The 16,171-nt window shown below is 65.9% G+C and carries 16 protein-coding genes; 3 read left to right on the top strand and 13 right to left on the bottom strand.

Annotated features, from left to right (window positions below; translation table 11 throughout):
- Nucleotides 1-36 precede the first annotated feature (36 nt).
- The 3 genes from U0025_RS03700 to U0025_RS03690 form a co-directional block, all read right to left on the bottom strand.
- Nucleotides 37-240 (bottom strand): DUF5818 domain-containing protein, encoded by a 204-nt coding sequence (locus U0025_RS03700; protein ID WP_004211342.1) that lies wholly within the window; start codon nucleotides 238-240, stop codon nucleotides 37-39.
- A gap of 5 nt (nucleotides 241-245) precedes the next feature.
- The gene (locus U0025_RS03695) at nucleotides 246-431 is read right to left on the bottom strand and encodes a DUF1328 domain-containing protein (protein ID WP_004211340.1); all 186 of its coding nucleotides are present in this window, start codon (nucleotides 429-431) and stop codon (nucleotides 246-248) included.
- Nucleotides 432-502: 71 nt separating this feature from the next.
- Nucleotides 503-1,501, bottom strand: coding sequence for a 2-hydroxyacid dehydrogenase (locus tag U0025_RS03690; protein WP_037491161.1), 999 nt, complete (start codon nucleotides 1,499-1,501; stop codon nucleotides 503-505).
- 102 nt (nucleotides 1,502-1,603) lie between these two features.
- Between U0025_RS03690 and U0025_RS03685 the strand changes: the two genes are divergently transcribed.
- Complete coding sequence (locus tag U0025_RS03685) at nucleotides 1,604-2,101, top strand: SH3 domain-containing protein (protein WP_004211336.1); 498 nt, start codon at nucleotides 1,604-1,606, stop codon at nucleotides 2,099-2,101.
- 194 nt (nucleotides 2,102-2,295) lie between these two features.
- On the opposite strand, the gene U0025_RS03680 is transcribed toward U0025_RS03685, so the two are convergent.
- From U0025_RS03680 to U0025_RS03660, 5 genes are all read right to left on the bottom strand, one after another.
- A complete protein-coding gene (locus U0025_RS03680; RefSeq protein WP_139278754.1) occupies nucleotides 2,296-2,706 on the bottom strand; it encodes a hypothetical protein in 411 nt (136 codons plus the stop codon).
- 314 nt (nucleotides 2,707-3,020) lie between these two features.
- A complete protein-coding gene (locus U0025_RS03675; protein ID WP_004211334.1) occupies nucleotides 3,021-3,218 on the bottom strand; it encodes a hypothetical protein in 198 nt (65 codons plus the stop codon).
- Nucleotides 3,219-3,345: 127 nt separating this feature from the next.
- On the bottom strand, nucleotides 3,346-4,659 hold the full coding sequence (locus U0025_RS03670; RefSeq protein ID WP_004211333.1) for an amidohydrolase family protein: 1,314 nt from the start codon (nucleotides 4,657-4,659) through the stop codon (nucleotides 3,346-3,348).
- Nucleotides 4,656-6,059: an amidohydrolase gene (locus tag U0025_RS03665; RefSeq protein WP_004211332.1), complete on the bottom strand. Its 1,404-nt coding sequence runs from the start codon at nucleotides 6,057-6,059 to the stop codon at nucleotides 4,656-4,658. Before U0025_RS03665 ends, U0025_RS03670 begins: the two co-directional genes overlap by 4 nt.
- Nucleotides 6,056-7,585, bottom strand: a complete 1,530-nt coding sequence (locus tag U0025_RS03660; RefSeq protein ID WP_004211330.1) for a peptide MFS transporter — start codon at nucleotides 7,583-7,585, stop codon at nucleotides 6,056-6,058. The genes U0025_RS03665 and U0025_RS03660 overlap by 4 nt, the downstream gene beginning before the upstream one ends.
- A gap of 164 nt (nucleotides 7,586-7,749) precedes the next feature.
- On the opposite strand from U0025_RS03660, the gene U0025_RS03655 reads away from it, so the two are divergent.
- Nucleotides 7,750-8,328: a nitroreductase family protein gene (locus U0025_RS03655; RefSeq protein ID WP_004211329.1), complete on the top strand. Its 579-nt coding sequence runs from the start codon at nucleotides 7,750-7,752 to the stop codon at nucleotides 8,326-8,328.
- Nucleotides 8,329-8,401: 73 nt separating this feature from the next.
- Complete coding sequence (locus U0025_RS03650) at nucleotides 8,402-8,746, top strand: GntR family transcriptional regulator (protein WP_004211328.1); 345 nt, start codon at nucleotides 8,402-8,404, stop codon at nucleotides 8,744-8,746.
- A 30-nt stretch (nucleotides 8,747-8,776) separates the two neighbouring features.
- Here the strand turns inward: U0025_RS03650 and U0025_RS03645 are convergent, their stop codons facing one another.
- From U0025_RS03645 to U0025_RS03625, 5 genes are all read right to left on the bottom strand, one after another.
- Nucleotides 8,777-10,792, bottom strand: coding sequence for a tetratricopeptide repeat protein (locus U0025_RS03645; RefSeq protein ID WP_004211326.1), 2,016 nt, complete (start codon nucleotides 10,790-10,792; stop codon nucleotides 8,777-8,779).
- Between the two features lie 3 nt (nucleotides 10,793-10,795).
- The gene (prsR, locus tag U0025_RS03640; protein ID WP_004211323.1) at nucleotides 10,796-12,160 is read right to left on the bottom strand and encodes a PEP-CTERM-box response regulator transcription factor; all 1,365 of its coding nucleotides are present in this window, start codon (nucleotides 12,158-12,160) and stop codon (nucleotides 10,796-10,798) included.
- Nucleotides 12,160-14,241: an XrtA/PEP-CTERM system histidine kinase PrsK gene (gene prsK, locus U0025_RS03635; protein WP_004211322.1), complete on the bottom strand. Its 2,082-nt coding sequence runs from the start codon at nucleotides 14,239-14,241 to the stop codon at nucleotides 12,160-12,162. Before prsK ends, prsR begins: the two co-directional genes overlap by 1 nt.
- Before the next feature lie 10 nt (nucleotides 14,242-14,251).
- The gene (locus U0025_RS03630; RefSeq protein WP_004211321.1) at nucleotides 14,252-15,640 is read right to left on the bottom strand and encodes a TIGR03013 family XrtA/PEP-CTERM system glycosyltransferase; all 1,389 of its coding nucleotides are present in this window, start codon (nucleotides 15,638-15,640) and stop codon (nucleotides 14,252-14,254) included.
- Nucleotides 15,641-15,845: 205 nt separating this feature from the next.
- Nucleotides 15,846-16,103, bottom strand: coding sequence for a hypothetical protein (locus U0025_RS03625; RefSeq protein WP_004211319.1), 258 nt, complete (start codon nucleotides 16,101-16,103; stop codon nucleotides 15,846-15,848).
- Nucleotides 16,104-16,171 lie beyond the last annotated feature (68 nt).

Raw genomic sequence — 16,171 nt, 5'->3', positions numbered from 1 at the left:
CGCAACGATTCTGGCAAGATGGCCCCAGGTGCCGGTTCAGGCGGCGGCTACGCCATCCGCTTCGACAATGTCGTCGCCGGCATAATATCCGCGCACCCGGACCCGCTTTTCGACATGATCGACTGGCACGCGCAGCAACACAAGTCGCCAGGTGCCGCCAAGATCGCGCTGGAGCAGGAAGCCGGCCTCGTCGCGCAGCAACCGCCCGGTTTCATCCACTCCAGCGCCGATCTCGATCATGCGTGTCAGTCTATCGCGTCCTTGATGCCCTTGCCAGCCAGAAGGCCCAGGACAAGGAAAATCAGGAACAGGGCGATGGCGATGCCGAACAGCAATTTGGCGATGCCGACGAAGGTGCCGGCGGCGCCGCCGAAGCCGAGGACGGCGAGCACGGCCGCGATCACGAGGGCAATGATGGCAAGACGAATCATGGTGGGATTCCTTCCGTTTCTCTGATGTTTCCAAACGGAGGAAGGCGCGCATTGTTCCGCGCGCGCAGCGATCAGACCCAGCCTTCGAGCACCTGATTGGGCGGGCGATGGCCGTCGGCCCAGGTGCGGATATTGGCGATGACGCGGGCACCGGTGGCGTCGCGCCCCTCGAACGTCGCCGAACCGACATGGGGCAGCAGGGTGACATTGGCAAGCGCCAGCAGCCGCGGATCGACCGCCGGCTCATGGGTGTAGACGTCAAGCCCGGCACCGGCAATCCGCGCTTCGGCGAGCGCCGCGATCAGTGCCGGCTCATCGGTGATTTCGGCGCGGGAGGTGTTGATGAGGTAGGCGTCGGGCCGCATCAGGCCGATCCGCCGCGCATCGATCAGGCCGCGGCTATCGGCGTTGAGCGGGCAATGGATCGAGACGATGTCGCATTCGCGCAGCAGCGCGTCGAGATCGTCATGCCAGCTGGCCTCCAGTTCCTGCTCCACCTCGAAAGGCAGGCGGTGGCGGTTATGGTAGGCGATGGAGAGGCCGAACGCCTTCGCGCGGCGGGCGACGGCGCGACCGATGCGCCCCATGCCGATGATGCCCAGCTTCTTGCCGCCGATGCGGTGCCCCAGCATGCCCGACGGGCTCCAGCCATGCCACTGGCCCGAGCGCACCAGCTTCTCTCCCTCCGCCAGGCGCCGGGGCACGGAGAGGATCAGCGCCATGGTCATGTCGGCCGTGTCTTCGGTCAGCACGCCGGGCGTGTTGGTGACGATCACGCCCCTGGTCCGCGCGGCGGCGAGGTCGATATGGTCGACGCCGCTGCCGAAGCTGGCGATCAGTTGCAGCCGGTCGGGCGCGCCGGCGATCAGGTCGGCGTCGATCTGGTCGCTGATGCAGGGCACCAGCACGTCGCACTGCGCCATGGCGGCGGCGAGTTCGGCGCGGTTCATGGGGATGTCGCCGGTGTTGAAGCTGGCGTCGAACAGTTCGGCCATGCGCGCCTCCACATTGGGCGGCAGGCGGCGCGTCACGATGACGCGCGGCGTTGCGGGGCGCGGTTTCCTGGCCATAGCATGGCCGCTATTCCCGCCTGCCCCGCCGGTCAAGCGGATATGCTGCCGCCTGCGATTGAAAGCTTGTCGCGACCGGCCGGACAAGCGTATGGAAAGACCATGGGTGATATGGGCAAAGGGTCGGGCATGAAGCGCCTGCTGCTGGGCGCGGGCATGATCGCGGCACTGACCAATATGAGCGGCGCGGCGGCGGCCCCGGCCAAGCCGGTGCCCTATTGGGCGTCGCTGTCGCATGACGAGGCGCGGATGCGCGTCGGCCCCAGCCTCGATTATCCGTCCAACTGGGTCTATCAGCGCCGCGACCTGCCGGTGAAGGTGGTGCAGGTGCTGGGCCTGTGGCGCAAGGTGGAAGATCCCGACGGTGCCCAGGGCTGGATGCATGTCCGCCTGCTGAGCGATACCGCCACGGCGATCGTCACCGCGGCGCAAGCACCGATGCACGAGGGCGCGAGCGAAACCAGCCGCACCCTGTTCCGCGCCGAAAAGGGCGTGGTCGGCCGGATCGGTTCCTGCTCAAGCGGCTGGTGCGCGTTCGACGTAAAGGGCCAGAAGGGCTTCGTGAAGGCGAGCGACGTGTGGGGCGCCACCAGCGGCTGAACCCGGCCCGGCAAAAATAGGAAATGCCGCGCTTAACTTCGCATATTTCCCGCACATCCTGACATTTTCGTGCCGATGATGGAAATTATCGTGCGAGGCCGAGGACGCGCGCGGACGATGGGAAAGAGCCGGCGACGGTATAGCCGAAAGGTGGCGCTGTAGGACAGGTTTGGGGTGGGAAGCGGACTGGCGGCTTACGCGAAATCAGATGGGCGATAAGGACGCTTGCGCCCTATGAGGGCCGCATTTGTATGCGGCAACCGAAGTTCAAATCGCTTCAACTCGCGAGCGGCATCAACGTCTCCCAGCTTAGCAGCACGCGCCAGCCAATACCGATATCCGTGAAGATCACGTCCATTGAATGCGTTCATAGCAAGATGCTGCGCGGCGGTTAGGTGGCCACGGCGAAATGCTCGATAGGCAAGACCAGCTTGGCCAAATGGATTGGCAAGGCTACCGGGCTTGTCGAATGTGCTGCCAAGTTCCGTCATCGCTAATGGATCGCGCTGAAAGGAAAGGTGCCAGATTATAGGCATAGCATAGCCAGTTTTGTGATTGTCGCGGATACCCCAATATCGATCCCAGAGACGATCATTTTTGCTCATAGCTCATCAATGCCATTCACATCGAACGTCCGCAATCAGGAACAATTCCCGAGTGTGGACAGCACAAAATGGTCGCAGGCCGCCCTACCCACATACGTCTGCCGGAATTGACCCGGCATCCCGCCTTTCTATGCAACGGATAAAGAAGCGGGACCCCGGCTCAAGGCCGGGGTGACGATGGCAGCTTATGGTCGTTTCGAGATCATCTGCTGCTGTTGGTTATTAGCCGCCAAAGCCCGACATCGTCATTGCTTTGCTACGCTCGCAATGATGGGCAATGCCCGTTTCCAGACTGTCCTGGCCTTTCGCGCTGCCTAGAACAGGCTGCCGTCTATATCCGGCTCGGGGCTGTCCTGCATGCCTCTGGTCTGGATGGCCATTTCGACTTCGCCGGCCAGCAGAGCGGCGTCGTTGCCGGTAAAGCCGCTTTCGGCATCGATCAGATCATCCAGTTTGAAGCGGGCGGCAAACATCTGGAACCGCTCGAGGGCTTCGTTCAGTTCATCGGGCATGGGGCCTCTCCTATCGCGGTTGCGTCCTGCCCCAACGAGGCAGGGTTGCCTTTGGTGCCATGGCCCCCACATTTTGCCGGCAGATGTGCGCGGCATGAAAAAGGGGGCCGTGGCCCCCTTCCCCATCTTACCATTCATAGGCCTTGGGCAGGCTGCCCTCGGCCGGGGTGGCGTAACGGTCGCGCAGCTTGGTCTGGCGATTGTCGATCGGCTGCTGGATGCCGTCGATCCACACCGCGACCGGCGCCGATTCCATTTCCAGCGGATCGCCGTCCCAGATCACCACGTCGCCCGCCTTGCCGGCTTTCAGCGAGCCGATTCGGTCGCCCAGCCCCATCGCCTCGGCCGGGGCGGAGGTGATGCTGCGCAGCGCCTGGCCCCAGCTGAGGCCGGTGGCGCCCGGCACCTTGTTGAGGGCGACCATATTGCCTGCCTGCTGGGTGGCGAGGCGCAGTTGCAGCGCTTCGTCCCGGTCCATCAGGCCCATGGCGACGGGCACGCCGGCCTTCACCATGCGGCCGACATTGCTCTGGGTCGCGGCCAGCTTCTCGAAGCTGGAAGGCAGGTCGTCGAGCCCGCCGGCGATCACCGGCACCTTGGCGGCGGCGATCTGGCTGGCGACCATCCAGCCCTCGGTCGCGCCGGCGAGGATCAGTTTCAGCGCCGGGAAGTCCTTCCGAAGCGCCAGCACGCCGAGAATGTCGCGCGCGCTTTCGACATGGATCATCAGCGGCATGGCGCCGGTGACGACCGGGACCAGCGCCTCGGCATCGACGCGGTTGAGCAAAGCGTCCTTCGACCGGCCATCATAGCTGGCCGGGGCCCTGGCATAATCCTGCGCCTCGCGCAGCATCATCTTGAAGGTGAGGTAAGCGGCCGGTCGGCTGCCGCCGGCATCCTCCGCCCCCTCTTCGCCCATCTCGACATATTGGAAGGCGCGCGCCTTGGTGATCGGGTCCATGTCGGCACCCAGATCGACCACCGCGCCCTGCCCGGCAAAGATGCCGTTGCCGGTCGCGGGCACCACCACCGCGCGGGTCACGCCGGCGGTGCGGCTGATCGCGATCGGATTGGCCAGCGGGTTGATTGCCGGTGCAACATCGATCGCGGCCGAAAAGGGCGTACGGGCGTTGATGTCGTTGGTTTCCTTGACGCCGGGCACTTCGGCCAGGCCGACGCGCGAGAAGCCCGAGACGATGCCGGGCGTCACCCATTTGCCGCTGGCGTCGATGGTCTTGGCGCCGGCCGGCACGGCGACGCCGGCCCCGGCGGCCACCACCTTGCCGGCGGAAATGACCACGGTGCCATTCTGGATCGGTTCCGACCCGTCCCCGATCGCCAGGGTGGCGCCGGTAATCGCGATGGTCTGGGCCAGCGCCATGGGCGAGGCGGCAATAGCGAGCAGCGCGGCGGCGGCGCGGATTGCGGTCTTCATCGTCATTTCACGTCTCCCGCGCCGATCTGGCCGAGTTCGAAGTCGGTTACCGGGCGCCGCTTGGGATCATTGGCGTCATAGAGCAAGGCGCCGTCGACCCAGACCTTTTCCGGCCGGGTATAGGTGCTGAACGGATTGCCGTTCCACAGCACGACGTCGGCCATCTTGCCGACCTTCAGGCTGCCGGTCTGGTCGGCGATGCCCATCGCCTTGGCCGGGTTGATGGCAAGCCAGGTCCAGGCGATCTCGTCAGGGATATTGATGCCCATCCGGCGGCCCGCGCCCAATGCCTTGGCCGCTTCCTGGTTCAGGCGCTGGATGCCATTCTCGTCATCGGAATGGACGATGGCGCAGGCGCCGGCCTGGTGGACGAGCGGGACATTTTCCTTGATCCCGTCATAGGCTTCCATCTTGAAGCCATACCAGTCGCCCCACATGGCGGCGCAGATACCGTTCTCGCGCAGCAGGTCGGCGATCTTGTAGGCCTCGACCGCGTGATGGAAGGCGGTGACCTTGTAGCCGAACTCCTTCGACATATCGATCACATTGGCCATCTCGTCAGCGCGGTAGCAATGATTCTGGACCAGGATCTTGCCTTCCAGCGCGTCGGCCAGCGTCTCCATGCCCAGGTCACGGGTCTGGTCCTTACCGGCGGCGCGCTTCTTCTGATATTCGCGCGCCTTGATCCAGGTCTGGCGATCGACCGCCATATTGCCCATGCGGGTGCTGGGTTCGCGGCCCTTGGCGCCATAGACGCGCTTGGGATTTTCGCCGCAGGCCATCTTCAGGCCATAGGGCGCGCCGGGGAACTTCATCCCCTGCATGGTGCGGGCCTGGACATTCTTCAGGATCACGCTGCGGCCGCCGAACAGATTGCCCGAACCGGGCAGGATCTGAAGCGTGGTGACGCCGCCATTGGCGAGTGCGCGACCAAAACCGGGATCCTGCGGCCAGACCGAATGTTCGGCCCAGACATGGGGCGTGACCGGAGAGGTCATTTCATTGCCGTCCGAATGCGCATCCACGGCAGGCGAGGGATAGACGCCCAGATGGCTGTGAATGTCGATGACGCCAGGCGTCACATATTTGCCGGTGCCGTCGAACACCGCGATGTCGGCCGGGATCGGCGTGTCGGGGCCGCCGATCGAGGTGATCTTGCCACCCGACAGGAAGACGACGCCCTTGTCGATCCGTCCGCCCTCACCATCGAAGATGGTCGCGCCGCGGATCGCGGTCGCGACGCCCGGATAGGGCTTGTAGGTGGAAGGGTAAGGATTGTCCGGCTCGGCCGAACTGCCCTGCGACGCCGGTGCGGGCTGATCCTTTTCCTTCCTGGCGACCGCCGGCGCGGTCATGCCGGTCGCGACCAGCGCCAGCCCCAGCAGCAGCTTGCTGCGTGCGTTCATGCCTGTTTCCCCTTTTCAGCGGCAATGAGATCGAGATGCATCATGCGTTTCACATAGGGCGAGACCAGCAGCACCAGGCCACCGACCACCACGGAAAACCAGCCGATGCGGCTGTAGACGTCCAGCACCTGGGTCACGTCGCCCGCCTCGCCGCTGCCGGTGGCGCGCGCGATCAGGCCGGCGATGAAATTGCCCGCGGCCATCGCCAGGAACCAGGTGCCCATCACCAGCCCGACCATGTTCGACACCGACAGGCGCGTCATCGCCGACAGGCCGACCGGCGAGAAGCAGAGTTCCGCCATGGTGTGGAGCAGATAGATGAGGAAGACGAAGATCACCGGCGTCAACGACTGGCCGGCCATCGCCGCACCCGCGACCAGCACCAGGAAGCCGGCGCCGCACAGGATGAGGCCGATGCCGAACTTGGCGGGCGAGGATGGTTCCAGCCGGCGCTTGTCGAGGAAGGTCCACAGCACCGCGAACAGCGGCGCGAGCAGGATGATGTAGATGGAATTGACCGACTGGAACAACGAGGCCGGCACATCCCAGCCCAGGATGACGCGATCGACATTGCGGTCGGTGAAGATGTTGAGCGAGGAACCGGTCTGTTCGAACAGGCCCCAGAAGAGCGGATTGAGCGCGATCAGGAAGAGCGCGGCGAACATCCGGTCGCGCTCCACCTTGGTCAGCACCGTGACCGAGCGCCAAAGGATGTAGGCGACCGTCAGGGCGGAGAAGATCAGCAGCGTATAGCCCAGCAGTTCGGCATAGCGGATGACCATCCAGATCGCCGCCACGCCCAGCGCGGCGCTGGCATAGATGGTCCATTCCTGCGAGATCGTGCCGATCGCCGGCGCGCGCAGCTTTTCCGGCGCGGGCGGCTCGCCCTTGCCCAGCAGCCAGGGCCGCAGCCAGACGAACATGACGAGGCCGAGCAGCATGCCGACGCCGGCCGCGCCGAAGCCCCAGCTCCAGCCCCACAGTTCGCCCAGCAGGCCGCAGACGATCGGTCCGCTGGCACCGCCCAGGTTGATGCCCATGTAGAAGATGGAGAAGGCCGGGTCGCGGCGATGATCGTCACGGGCATAAAGTTCGCCCACCAGCACCGAGATATTGGCCTTCAGGAAGCCGGTGCCGACGATGATGCTGGCCAGCGCCAGATAGAAGCCGTTGAGATAGAAGCCATCCTGCCCCCCCGGCCCTTCGGTGATGGCGATCAGGAAATGGCCGATGGCGATGAACACGCCGCCCACCAGCACCGCCTTGCGCGGGCCAAGGAACCGGTCGGCCAGATAGCCGCCTATCACCGGGGTGATATAGACCAGCGAGGTATAGGCGCCGTAGAGGATATAGGCCTTGTCCTCCCCGAACAGGAAATGTTTGGTGAGGTAGAAAATCAGGATGGCACGCATGCCATAATAGGAAAAACGTTCCCACATTTCCGCGAAGAACAGCAGGAACAGGCCGCGCGGATGGCCGAGCCAGGTCTTGCCTGCCTCCGCCGGTACGGTGATTGCGGTCGCCATCGGACCCCCTTGAAATTGTCTTTTTGTGCCGGCCGGCAAGAGCGGCGGCGTTATGGCGCGGACCCTAGAGGGGAAAGGTGGGCAGAGTCAAAGCGGGGTTGAAGCGATAGGAAGTGCGCCCTTCGCCCTTGCGTCCGGCGGCAAAGCGTCCCATTTGGCAACCGATGTTCAACGACCTTTCCAGCCCCCTCGCCCTGCTGCAGACCCGCCGTTCCGGCAAGCCGCGCGACCTGATCGCGCCCGGCCCGGACGATGCGCAGCTGCGCCAGATCCTCGAAGTCGCGCTCCGCACGCCCGATCATGGCAAGCTGGCGCCCTGGCGCTTCGTGATCGTGCCGCAGGACAAAAGGGAAAAGCTGGCCGCGCTGCTGGAGGCCGCCTATCGCGCCGAGAAGCCGGAGGCCGGGCGGCTGGAGATCGAGGCGATGCACCAGTTCGCGCATCAGGCGCCGACATTGGTGGTGGCACTGTCCAAGCCTGTGGCGGGCAGCAAGATCCCGGTCTGGGAGCAGGAATTGTCGGCCGGCGCCGCGATCATGAACCTGCTGCACGCCACCCATGCGCTGGGCTTTGCCGGCGGCTGGCTGACCGGCTGGCCGAGCTTCAATGACGATGTGCGCGACGCCTTTGGCAGCGCGGACGAACGGCTGGCCGGATTCGTCTTCATCGGCACGCCCTCACGCGCGCTGGAAGAACGGCCCCGGCCAGATTATAACGATATCGTATCGACATGGGACAGATAATTGCCGAAAATACGGGCTTTCACGTAACAAGGTCCATTGACCTGCACGGCTGTATTATGGCACTGATGCACTTATGAGCGACGAATCCAAACCCGTCTATCTCCGCCTTCGCGAGATCATTGCCGCCTCCATCCTGGATGGGGACTATCGCGATGGCGACCTCCTCCCCTCGGTCCGTGCCTTTGCCGCGCAGCAGGGCGCCAATCCGCTGACCGTGGCCAAGGCCTATCAGAGCTTTCAGGATGATGGTCTGGTCGTCGTGAAGCGCGGCGTGGGCATGTTCGTCGCCGATGGCGCGACCCGCAAGCTGCGCGAGGCGGAACGCAGCCGCTTCCTGGAAAGCGTGTGGCCGCCGGTCGCGGCGCAGATCCGGCGGCTGGGCATCCGGCTCGACGAACTGGACAGCCAGAAGGTCTGAAGAAGAGCGCCCCGCGGGGCGCTTTTTTTTTTACAAAGAAGCGAGCGCCTTCACCGCCTGCTGGCGATCGGGGAAATTGGCGGCTGCCGCGCGCGACAAAGCGCGCTTCGCCTCCGCCTTGCGCCCGGCGGCGGCATAGGCCTGCCCCAGATGGAACTGGAAAGGCGGGTTTTGCGGCGCGAGGGCGACCGCCTTTTCCAGCAGGTCGATCGCCGCCGGCCCCTGCGCATCGGTGCGCAGCAGCACCAGGCCGTAGATATCGGCGGTGACCGGATTGGCCGGCATCAGGCGATAGGCCTGGGCCGCATAGAGGCGCGCCTTGCCGGGCGATCCCGTTTCCAGGCTCGCGCGGGCCAGGTCGGCCATCAGCAGCGCATCATGGCCGCCGGTCTGGGCCTCCACCGCCTGCAACAGACGCAGCGCGCCGCGCCAGTCATGCGCCTGCATCGCCGCCCCGGCCGCCAGCCGCTGCATCTCCACGTCCATCGGGTTCTGCGCCAAAAACAGGCGGATAAGTTGCAGCGCGTGGGCGGGATCGCCCGCCGCGCTCCAGGCCGCGACGAGCCGCAGCGCGGCATTGCGATCGAACCGGATATTGGCCGCCGCCTCGAAACTGCGGGCGGCATCGGCGGGCCGGCCGGCAGCGACCAGCGCATCGCCCAGCACGACATGGGCGGCCGGCGCGCCGGGATTGGCGCGCGCCAGCAGCCCGGCGCGGTCGACCGCCTCACCCGTGCGCCCCTGCATCAGCAGCGCGCGGATATAGGGGATATTGTCGGCCGCAGTGGCGATATCGGCCGGCGGCGCCATGACGGCGTTCGTGCCGCCCAGCAGGTCCGACGAGGGACGCACCGGCCAGGACGCGCGGGCCAGCAACGCGTCGGCCTGCGCGCGATCGCCCAGTTGCTCCTGCGCGCGGGCGGCCAGCGTCAGCACATAGGGATCGGCATCATGGCGATCGACAAGGGGCGCGAGCGTCGCCGCCGTGCCGGCATAGTCGCCGGTCAGATAGGAGGCGCGGGCCAGCAGCGTGCGCGCCACGCGATTGTCGGGCTGCATCGCCACCAGCGGCCCCAGCGCATCGGCCGCCAACACGGCATTGCCGTCCGACAGGTGCAACACGCCGCGCAGCAGCCGGGTCGCCGGCTCGCCATCCAGCCGGCCATCGGTGCGCGCCAGCAGGGTGCGGGCAAGATCGATCTGCCCGGTGCGGGCCGCGATCACCGCCTGAAGGAACCAGGCGCGCGGATTGCCGGGATCAAGCGCCAGGATGCGCCGGCTGACGCTGAGCGCGCGGCTCGCGCGGCCGGCATCGGCCAGTGTCGCGGCATATTCGGTGAGCGGGGCAAGCGCATTGGGATGATCGTCGAGTGCCCGTTCGAACCAGGGCAGCGCCGCCACCAGCCCATATTGATCGCGGATCAGCATGCCGCGCAGGGTCAGCGCATCCGGATCGCCCGGTGCCAGCGTCAGCGCCTTGTCCGCGGCCGCAATCGCCCCGGCCTGATCGCCCAATGTCAGGCGGAACCGGCCAAGATCGACCCAGGTCCGGGCTGCGCGCGGGGCGAGATGCAGCGCATCGTCAAAGGCGCGCTGCGCGGCGTCATTGTCGCCCTTGGCCTGCCAGGCGCGGGCGGCGACACGGGCCGCCTCGGCCGACTTGCCTTCGCCCGCCTGCACCGCGCGCAGGGCGCCATCGGCATCGCCCTGCAACAGCAGCGCCTGCGCCAGCAGCCCATTTATGTCCGCGACGCTGGCGCCCAGCCTGCGCGCGCGCAGCAGATCGGCCTGCGCCCCGGCGCCATCACCCAGCTGCGCCAGCGCGCGGGCATGGCCCAGCCGCGCCGGGAGCGATGCCGGATTGCCACGAATGGCGTTCATCAGCTCGATCCTGGCCGTGCGCGCATCGCCGGCATCCAGCGCGGCAAGTCCGCGCGCGAGCGCCGCACTGCCGTCCGCCTCATGCACGCGCCACTGCCACAGGCCGGCCAGCGCCAGCAGCAGCAGGGCGATGCCCGCCAGCAGGATCAGGCGTGAGCGCCGCATCGATCAGCCCTGCATCTTATATTGTTTGAGCAGGTCATAGAGGGTCGGCCGGCTGATCCCCAATATCTTGGCGGCACTGGAAATATTGCCGTCGGTGCGCGCGATCGCCCGGCGGATGGCGCGACGATCGGCCATTTCGCGGGCAGCCTTGAGATTGACGACCTCGCTGCCTTCGGCCCGATCGCCGTCGAGATCGAGATCGGCCGCCGTCACATGCTTGCCATCGGCCATGATGACCGCGCGCTTCACGCGATTTTCCAGCTCGCGCACATTGCCCGGCCAGCCCCAGGCGTCGAGTGCGGCGAGCGCATCGGGGGCGAAGCCCTTGACCTGCGGGTTCATGTCCTGCGCAAAGCGGGTGAGGAAATGGCGCGCGAGCAGCGCCGGATCGCCCGGCCGGTCGCGCAGCGCGGGGATGCGGATGACGATTTCGGCAAGGCGATAATAGAGATCCTCGCGGAAGCTGGCGGCGGCGATCATCGCGTCGAGATCCTGATGGGTGGCGCACACGATGCGCGTATCCACCGCGATCGGCTGGCGCCCGCCGATCCGTTCGATCACCCGTTCCTGCAGGAAGCGCAGCAGCTTCACCTGCAGGGGCAGCGGAATGTCGCCAACCTCGTCCAGGAACAGGGTGCCGCCCTGCGCCTGCTCGATCTTGCCGGGGGTGGTCTTGACCGCGCCGGTGAAGGCGCCCTTTTCATGCCCGAACAGTTCTGATTCCAGCAGGGTTTCGGGGATGGCCGCGCAATTGATCGCGACGAAGGCACCGCCGCGACGCGGGCTGGCATCATGCAGCCCCTGCGCCAGCAATTCCTTGCCGGTACCGCTGGCGCCCAGCAGCATGACCGAGACATCGGCGCTGGCAACCCGCTCGATCGTGCGGGCGACCCGCATCATCTCCGGCGCGCCGGTAATCATCCGGCCGAGCACCCTGCCCCCCTCCGGCGCGGCTTCGGCGAGGCGGGCATTTTCCTGCTCCAGCGCGTGGACGTGGAAGGCGCGGCGCACGATCAGGCCCAGTTCGTCAATGTCGACCGGCTTCTGGTAGAAATCATAGGCACCGCCGGAAATGGCATTGAGCGCGCTTTCCCGTGCGCCATGGCCCGACGCCACGATCACCTTGGTATCGGGCTTGATGCGCAATATCTCCTCCAGCGTGGCAAAGCCCTCGCTGGTGCCATCCGGGTCCGGCGGCAGGCCCAGGTCGAGCGTCACCACATCGGGCGCCTCCATCCGCAGCATCTCGATCGCTTCCAGCCGGTCGCCGGCGATGAAGAGCTGATAATCCTCATAGGCCCAGCGCAATTGCCGCTGCAGGCCGGGATCATCCTCGACGATCAGCAATTTGGGGCGGGTGTCGCTCATCAGGCGGCCTTTCCTTGAACATCATCGCGCGCCGGCGCGGGCGCCAGCGGCAGGCGCAGGGTGAAACGGCTCCCCACGCCGGGTTTGCTTTCCACGTCGATCCGCCCGCCCATCGCCTCGGCCAGGCTGCGCGCCTCGAAAGCGCCGAGGCCAAAGCCGCCGGCCTTGCTGGACGAAAAGGGCTTGAACAGATCGCGGCGGATAAATTCGGCGGTCATGCCGCAGCCCTGATCGACCACGGCCAGCGTCGCCTGGCCATGCGCGCTGCCCAGATGCAGTTCGACCGGACGATCGGCATCGCTGGCGTCGATCGCATTTTGCAGCAGATGGACCAGTATCTGCTCGACCCGCGCCGGATCGGCGAGCGCGACCGGCAAGTCGCCGCTGACGGTGATGGCGCGCTGGCGGGCGCGGCTGCGCACGACCTGATCGACCAGCGGCCCCAGCGCCACCGGGCGCGGCTCTTCGGGCCGGCCCTTGTTATGCTGCGACAGGCGGGCGAGCATGTCGTTCATCTTGCCCACCGACTCCTTGAGCGTCAGCAGCATGTCGGCGCGAAAATCGGGATTGTCGGCGTGCCGCTCGGCATTGCGCGAGAGCAGCGACAATTGGCTGACCAGATTCTTGATGTCATGCGCGATGAAGGCGAAGCGGCGGTTGAACTCGTCGAAGCGCTGGGCGTCGTCGAGCGCCTGCTGCCCCTGCGCCTCGCTGATATGGGTCGCCGCCTGACGCCCGGCGGCGCGCAGCATGTCGAAATCCTCCCAGTCGAGGCGGCGGTCGATCGGCGGCGGCGCGAGCAGGATCGCGCCGATCAGCCGGCCATAATGGAGCAGCGGCACCAGCGCCCAGACATGGGCATCCTCGATCAGCCAAGGCGGCAGGTCGAAGGTGGCGTCGCCATCGCGGATGCGACCGACATCGACGATCCAGCCGCTCCCTTCCCAGCTTTCCAACTGATCGAGCGGCAGGGACAGGCCGGCAATCGGCTCCTGCGGCCAGTTCCATTGCGCCTCGAACGCGAGCCGACCGTCATCGGTGCGCAGCAGCAGCAGCGCGGCAGGGGAATCGGTGATGTCGGCGACCGCCTTGGCCACCCGCTCGCCCAGCGGCGGGGCATTTTCGCCCGGACGGCCGATGGTTTCGCCAAAGCGCATCCATTCGGTGCGATAATCGTAGCGATGCTGGAAGAAATGCTTGGCGACCTGCACCTTCCACAGCGCGCGCATCTGTGGCGAGGGCAGCAGGACGAGCGCGGTCACCGCGACGAAGAAGACTGCACCGATCTCCACCACCCGCGCATAGGGGCCGGCGATCATCTCGATCAGCACCGCCGCCGCGGTCAGCACCACGACATAGAGGCCGACCGCGACCAGCGAGAGCGACTGGAAGGCGATGGTGCGCGACAATTGCAGCCGCCCGGCCATTTCCTTGCGCATGCCGATGGCGATCACCGGCGCCAACAGCGCCATCAGCGGCCCGCGCAGCGCATAGAGTTCGTTGACCCGGTCCATCGCGAAATAGCCGATGACATAGAGATTGAGGTCATAGGTCCACATCGCCGCCAGCGCGCCGAGCAGCAGCGACACCCGCCCGCGATCGCGCGAGGGCCAGGCGGTATAGAGATGATGGACCAAGAGCAGGCAGCCGATCGCGGTCATCATCCGCAGCACGAGCGAGACCGCCACCAGCATCTGGTGCAGATCGCTGCGGACCGGCAATTGCCGCCAGGTGAGATCGGTCGAGGTCTGAAGGAAGATGAGGCCGGCAACCGCGAGATAGACGAGACCGACGGCGACCAGCGAACCGCTGCGCGAGGCCGGGCCGCGCCGCAGCATGACGAACAGCAGCATCAGCCAGGCCGCGTTGCGGATGCTTTCCCCGATGCCCGACAGCGGCTTGTCGACGCCACCGAACGAGACATAGAGCGCCCAGCAGGAGGTCAGCAGCAGCGCGCTGGCGAGCATGCGCGGCTCGGCCGCATCGTCCCGGCGCCGCAGGATGAAGATGCCAAGCGCGGCGAACAGGACCGCGGCCAGTGCATGGCCCCAGTCGCCGATGAATTGCAGCAGCGCGCTCATGGCCTGCCGCTCAGCGCGCGCCGTCGGGCCAGAGGATCACCCGCACCGTCTGGATCAGGATCAGCAGGTCCAGGAAGGGCGTGTAATTCTTGGCATAATAAAGATCATATTCGAGCTTGTGGCGGGCATCCTCGATCGACGCGCCATAGGGATAGTTGATCTGCGCCCAGCCGGTGATGCCCGGCTTCACCATATGCCGTTCGGCATAATAGCGCAGATGCTGTTCCAGATCCTCGACGAACTGGCGCCGTTCCGGGCGCGGGCCGACGAAGCTCATCTCGCCCTTGAGGACGGTCCAACTCTGCGGCAGTTCGTCGATGCGCAGCTTGCGCAGCCAATAGCCCAGGCGCGTGATCCGCGGATCATCCTTCTCCGCCCAGACCGCCTGGCCCTTGACCTCCGCATCCTGGCGCATGGTGCGCAGCTTCACGATCCAGAATTCCTGGCCATAGAGGCCAACGCGCTGCTGCCGGTAGAAAGCCGGGCCACGGCTGTCGAGCTTTACCAGCAAGGCGGCGAACAGGATGATCGGGCCGGTCAGCAGCAGCAGGATCGAACTGGCGATGATGTCGAAGATGCGCTTGGCGATGCTCGACAGGCGACGACCGGCGGAAAAACCGTCGGAAAAGATCAGCCAGCTGGGATTGACGCTGTCGAGATCGACGCGACCGGTCTCGCGCTCCAGGAAGGTCGAGAGATCGTTGACATGGACGCCGGTGGTCTTGATCCGCAGCAGGTCGGACATGGGAATGGCGTTGCGCCGTTCCTCCAGCGCCAGCACGACCTCGCTGGCATTCAGACGCACCACATAATCGGACATGTTGTAGATGGCGGTGCGGTTGATCGCTTCCTCCACCACCTGGTCGCCGTCATTCATGGCGATATAGCCGACCACCAGGAAACCGGCGCCGCGCTTCTGTTCCAGGTCGCGGATGCGGTTGGCACGCCGGCCGGCCCCCAGCACGACAAGGCGGCGCTTGAACGCCTCCCCGCCAAGCAGCGACCCCAGCAGCATGCGGGCCAGCAGCAGCAGCCCCATCGCCAGCCCCATCGCGTAGAGCGAATTGGAGCGCCACAGGGTGATGCCGGGCAGCAGGAAATACATGACCGAGAGGAATATGACGCCGAGCGAGATGGCGACGAGCAGGCGGGCGAAGGCGAAGCGGATCGATTGCAGCGCTTCGGGGCTGTAGACGCCGACCGCGATCATGCCGGTCTGGATGGCGAAGGCGAAGCTCAGCAGCGGGCCGATGCGGGTCGCGATCGGCTCGACATCCATGCCGATCTGATGCGCGCGCAGGATCCAGCCCGCTTCCGCCGCGCCGATCAGCAGCAGGAAATCGAGCAGGCCGAGCAGCAGCACCGCATGAGGGACATAATGTTTGAACAGCCTGATCATCGTATCGCGCTTCTTCCCGCAGCACCGCCCCTCCGGTCGGGAAGGGCCGCCAACTGGAGTCGGCCCAGCCTTACAACAAGCTGTAAGGAAATCCGACAGGGCTCAGACCCTGCCTGAAAATGGCAAATAAAATCTGAAGATGGCGCCAATGACTGTAAATCAAGGCGACACCGGATCGCCTTGCCCCGCCCGATCGCAGGGAGGTTCAGTTGTTGTTGCGCAGCTTGTCCGCGGCATTGCGCGCGGCTTCACCCACGATCCGGGCACCATTGTCGACCGAATCCGCCGCCTGGGTAATGGCGTCGGCGCGCCGATCCTCACGGCTTTCGTTGGTGAGGTAGAAGAAGCCGATCGCCAGGATCAGGGCCAGCGCCACCAGCGCGAAGACGATGCCGCCGCTGCCTTGCGGACGATCCGAGCGTCGCCCGGTCCGATCCTGTCGATGTTGCGGGTCGCTGCCCATGGCTTCCATCCTTCCCATGGCATTTCAACCGACAAGCCGGGCGGATCGTTCCCGATCACGCCAGGGCA

The organism is Sphingobium yanoikuyae (assembly GCF_034424525.1).
In the GTDB taxonomy this organism is placed as follows: Bacteria; Pseudomonadota; Alphaproteobacteria; order Sphingomonadales; family Sphingomonadaceae; genus Sphingobium; species Sphingobium yanoikuyae.
Note: the sequence above shows the minus strand (reverse complement) of the source record. Positions and strands in the feature narration are given on the sequence as shown.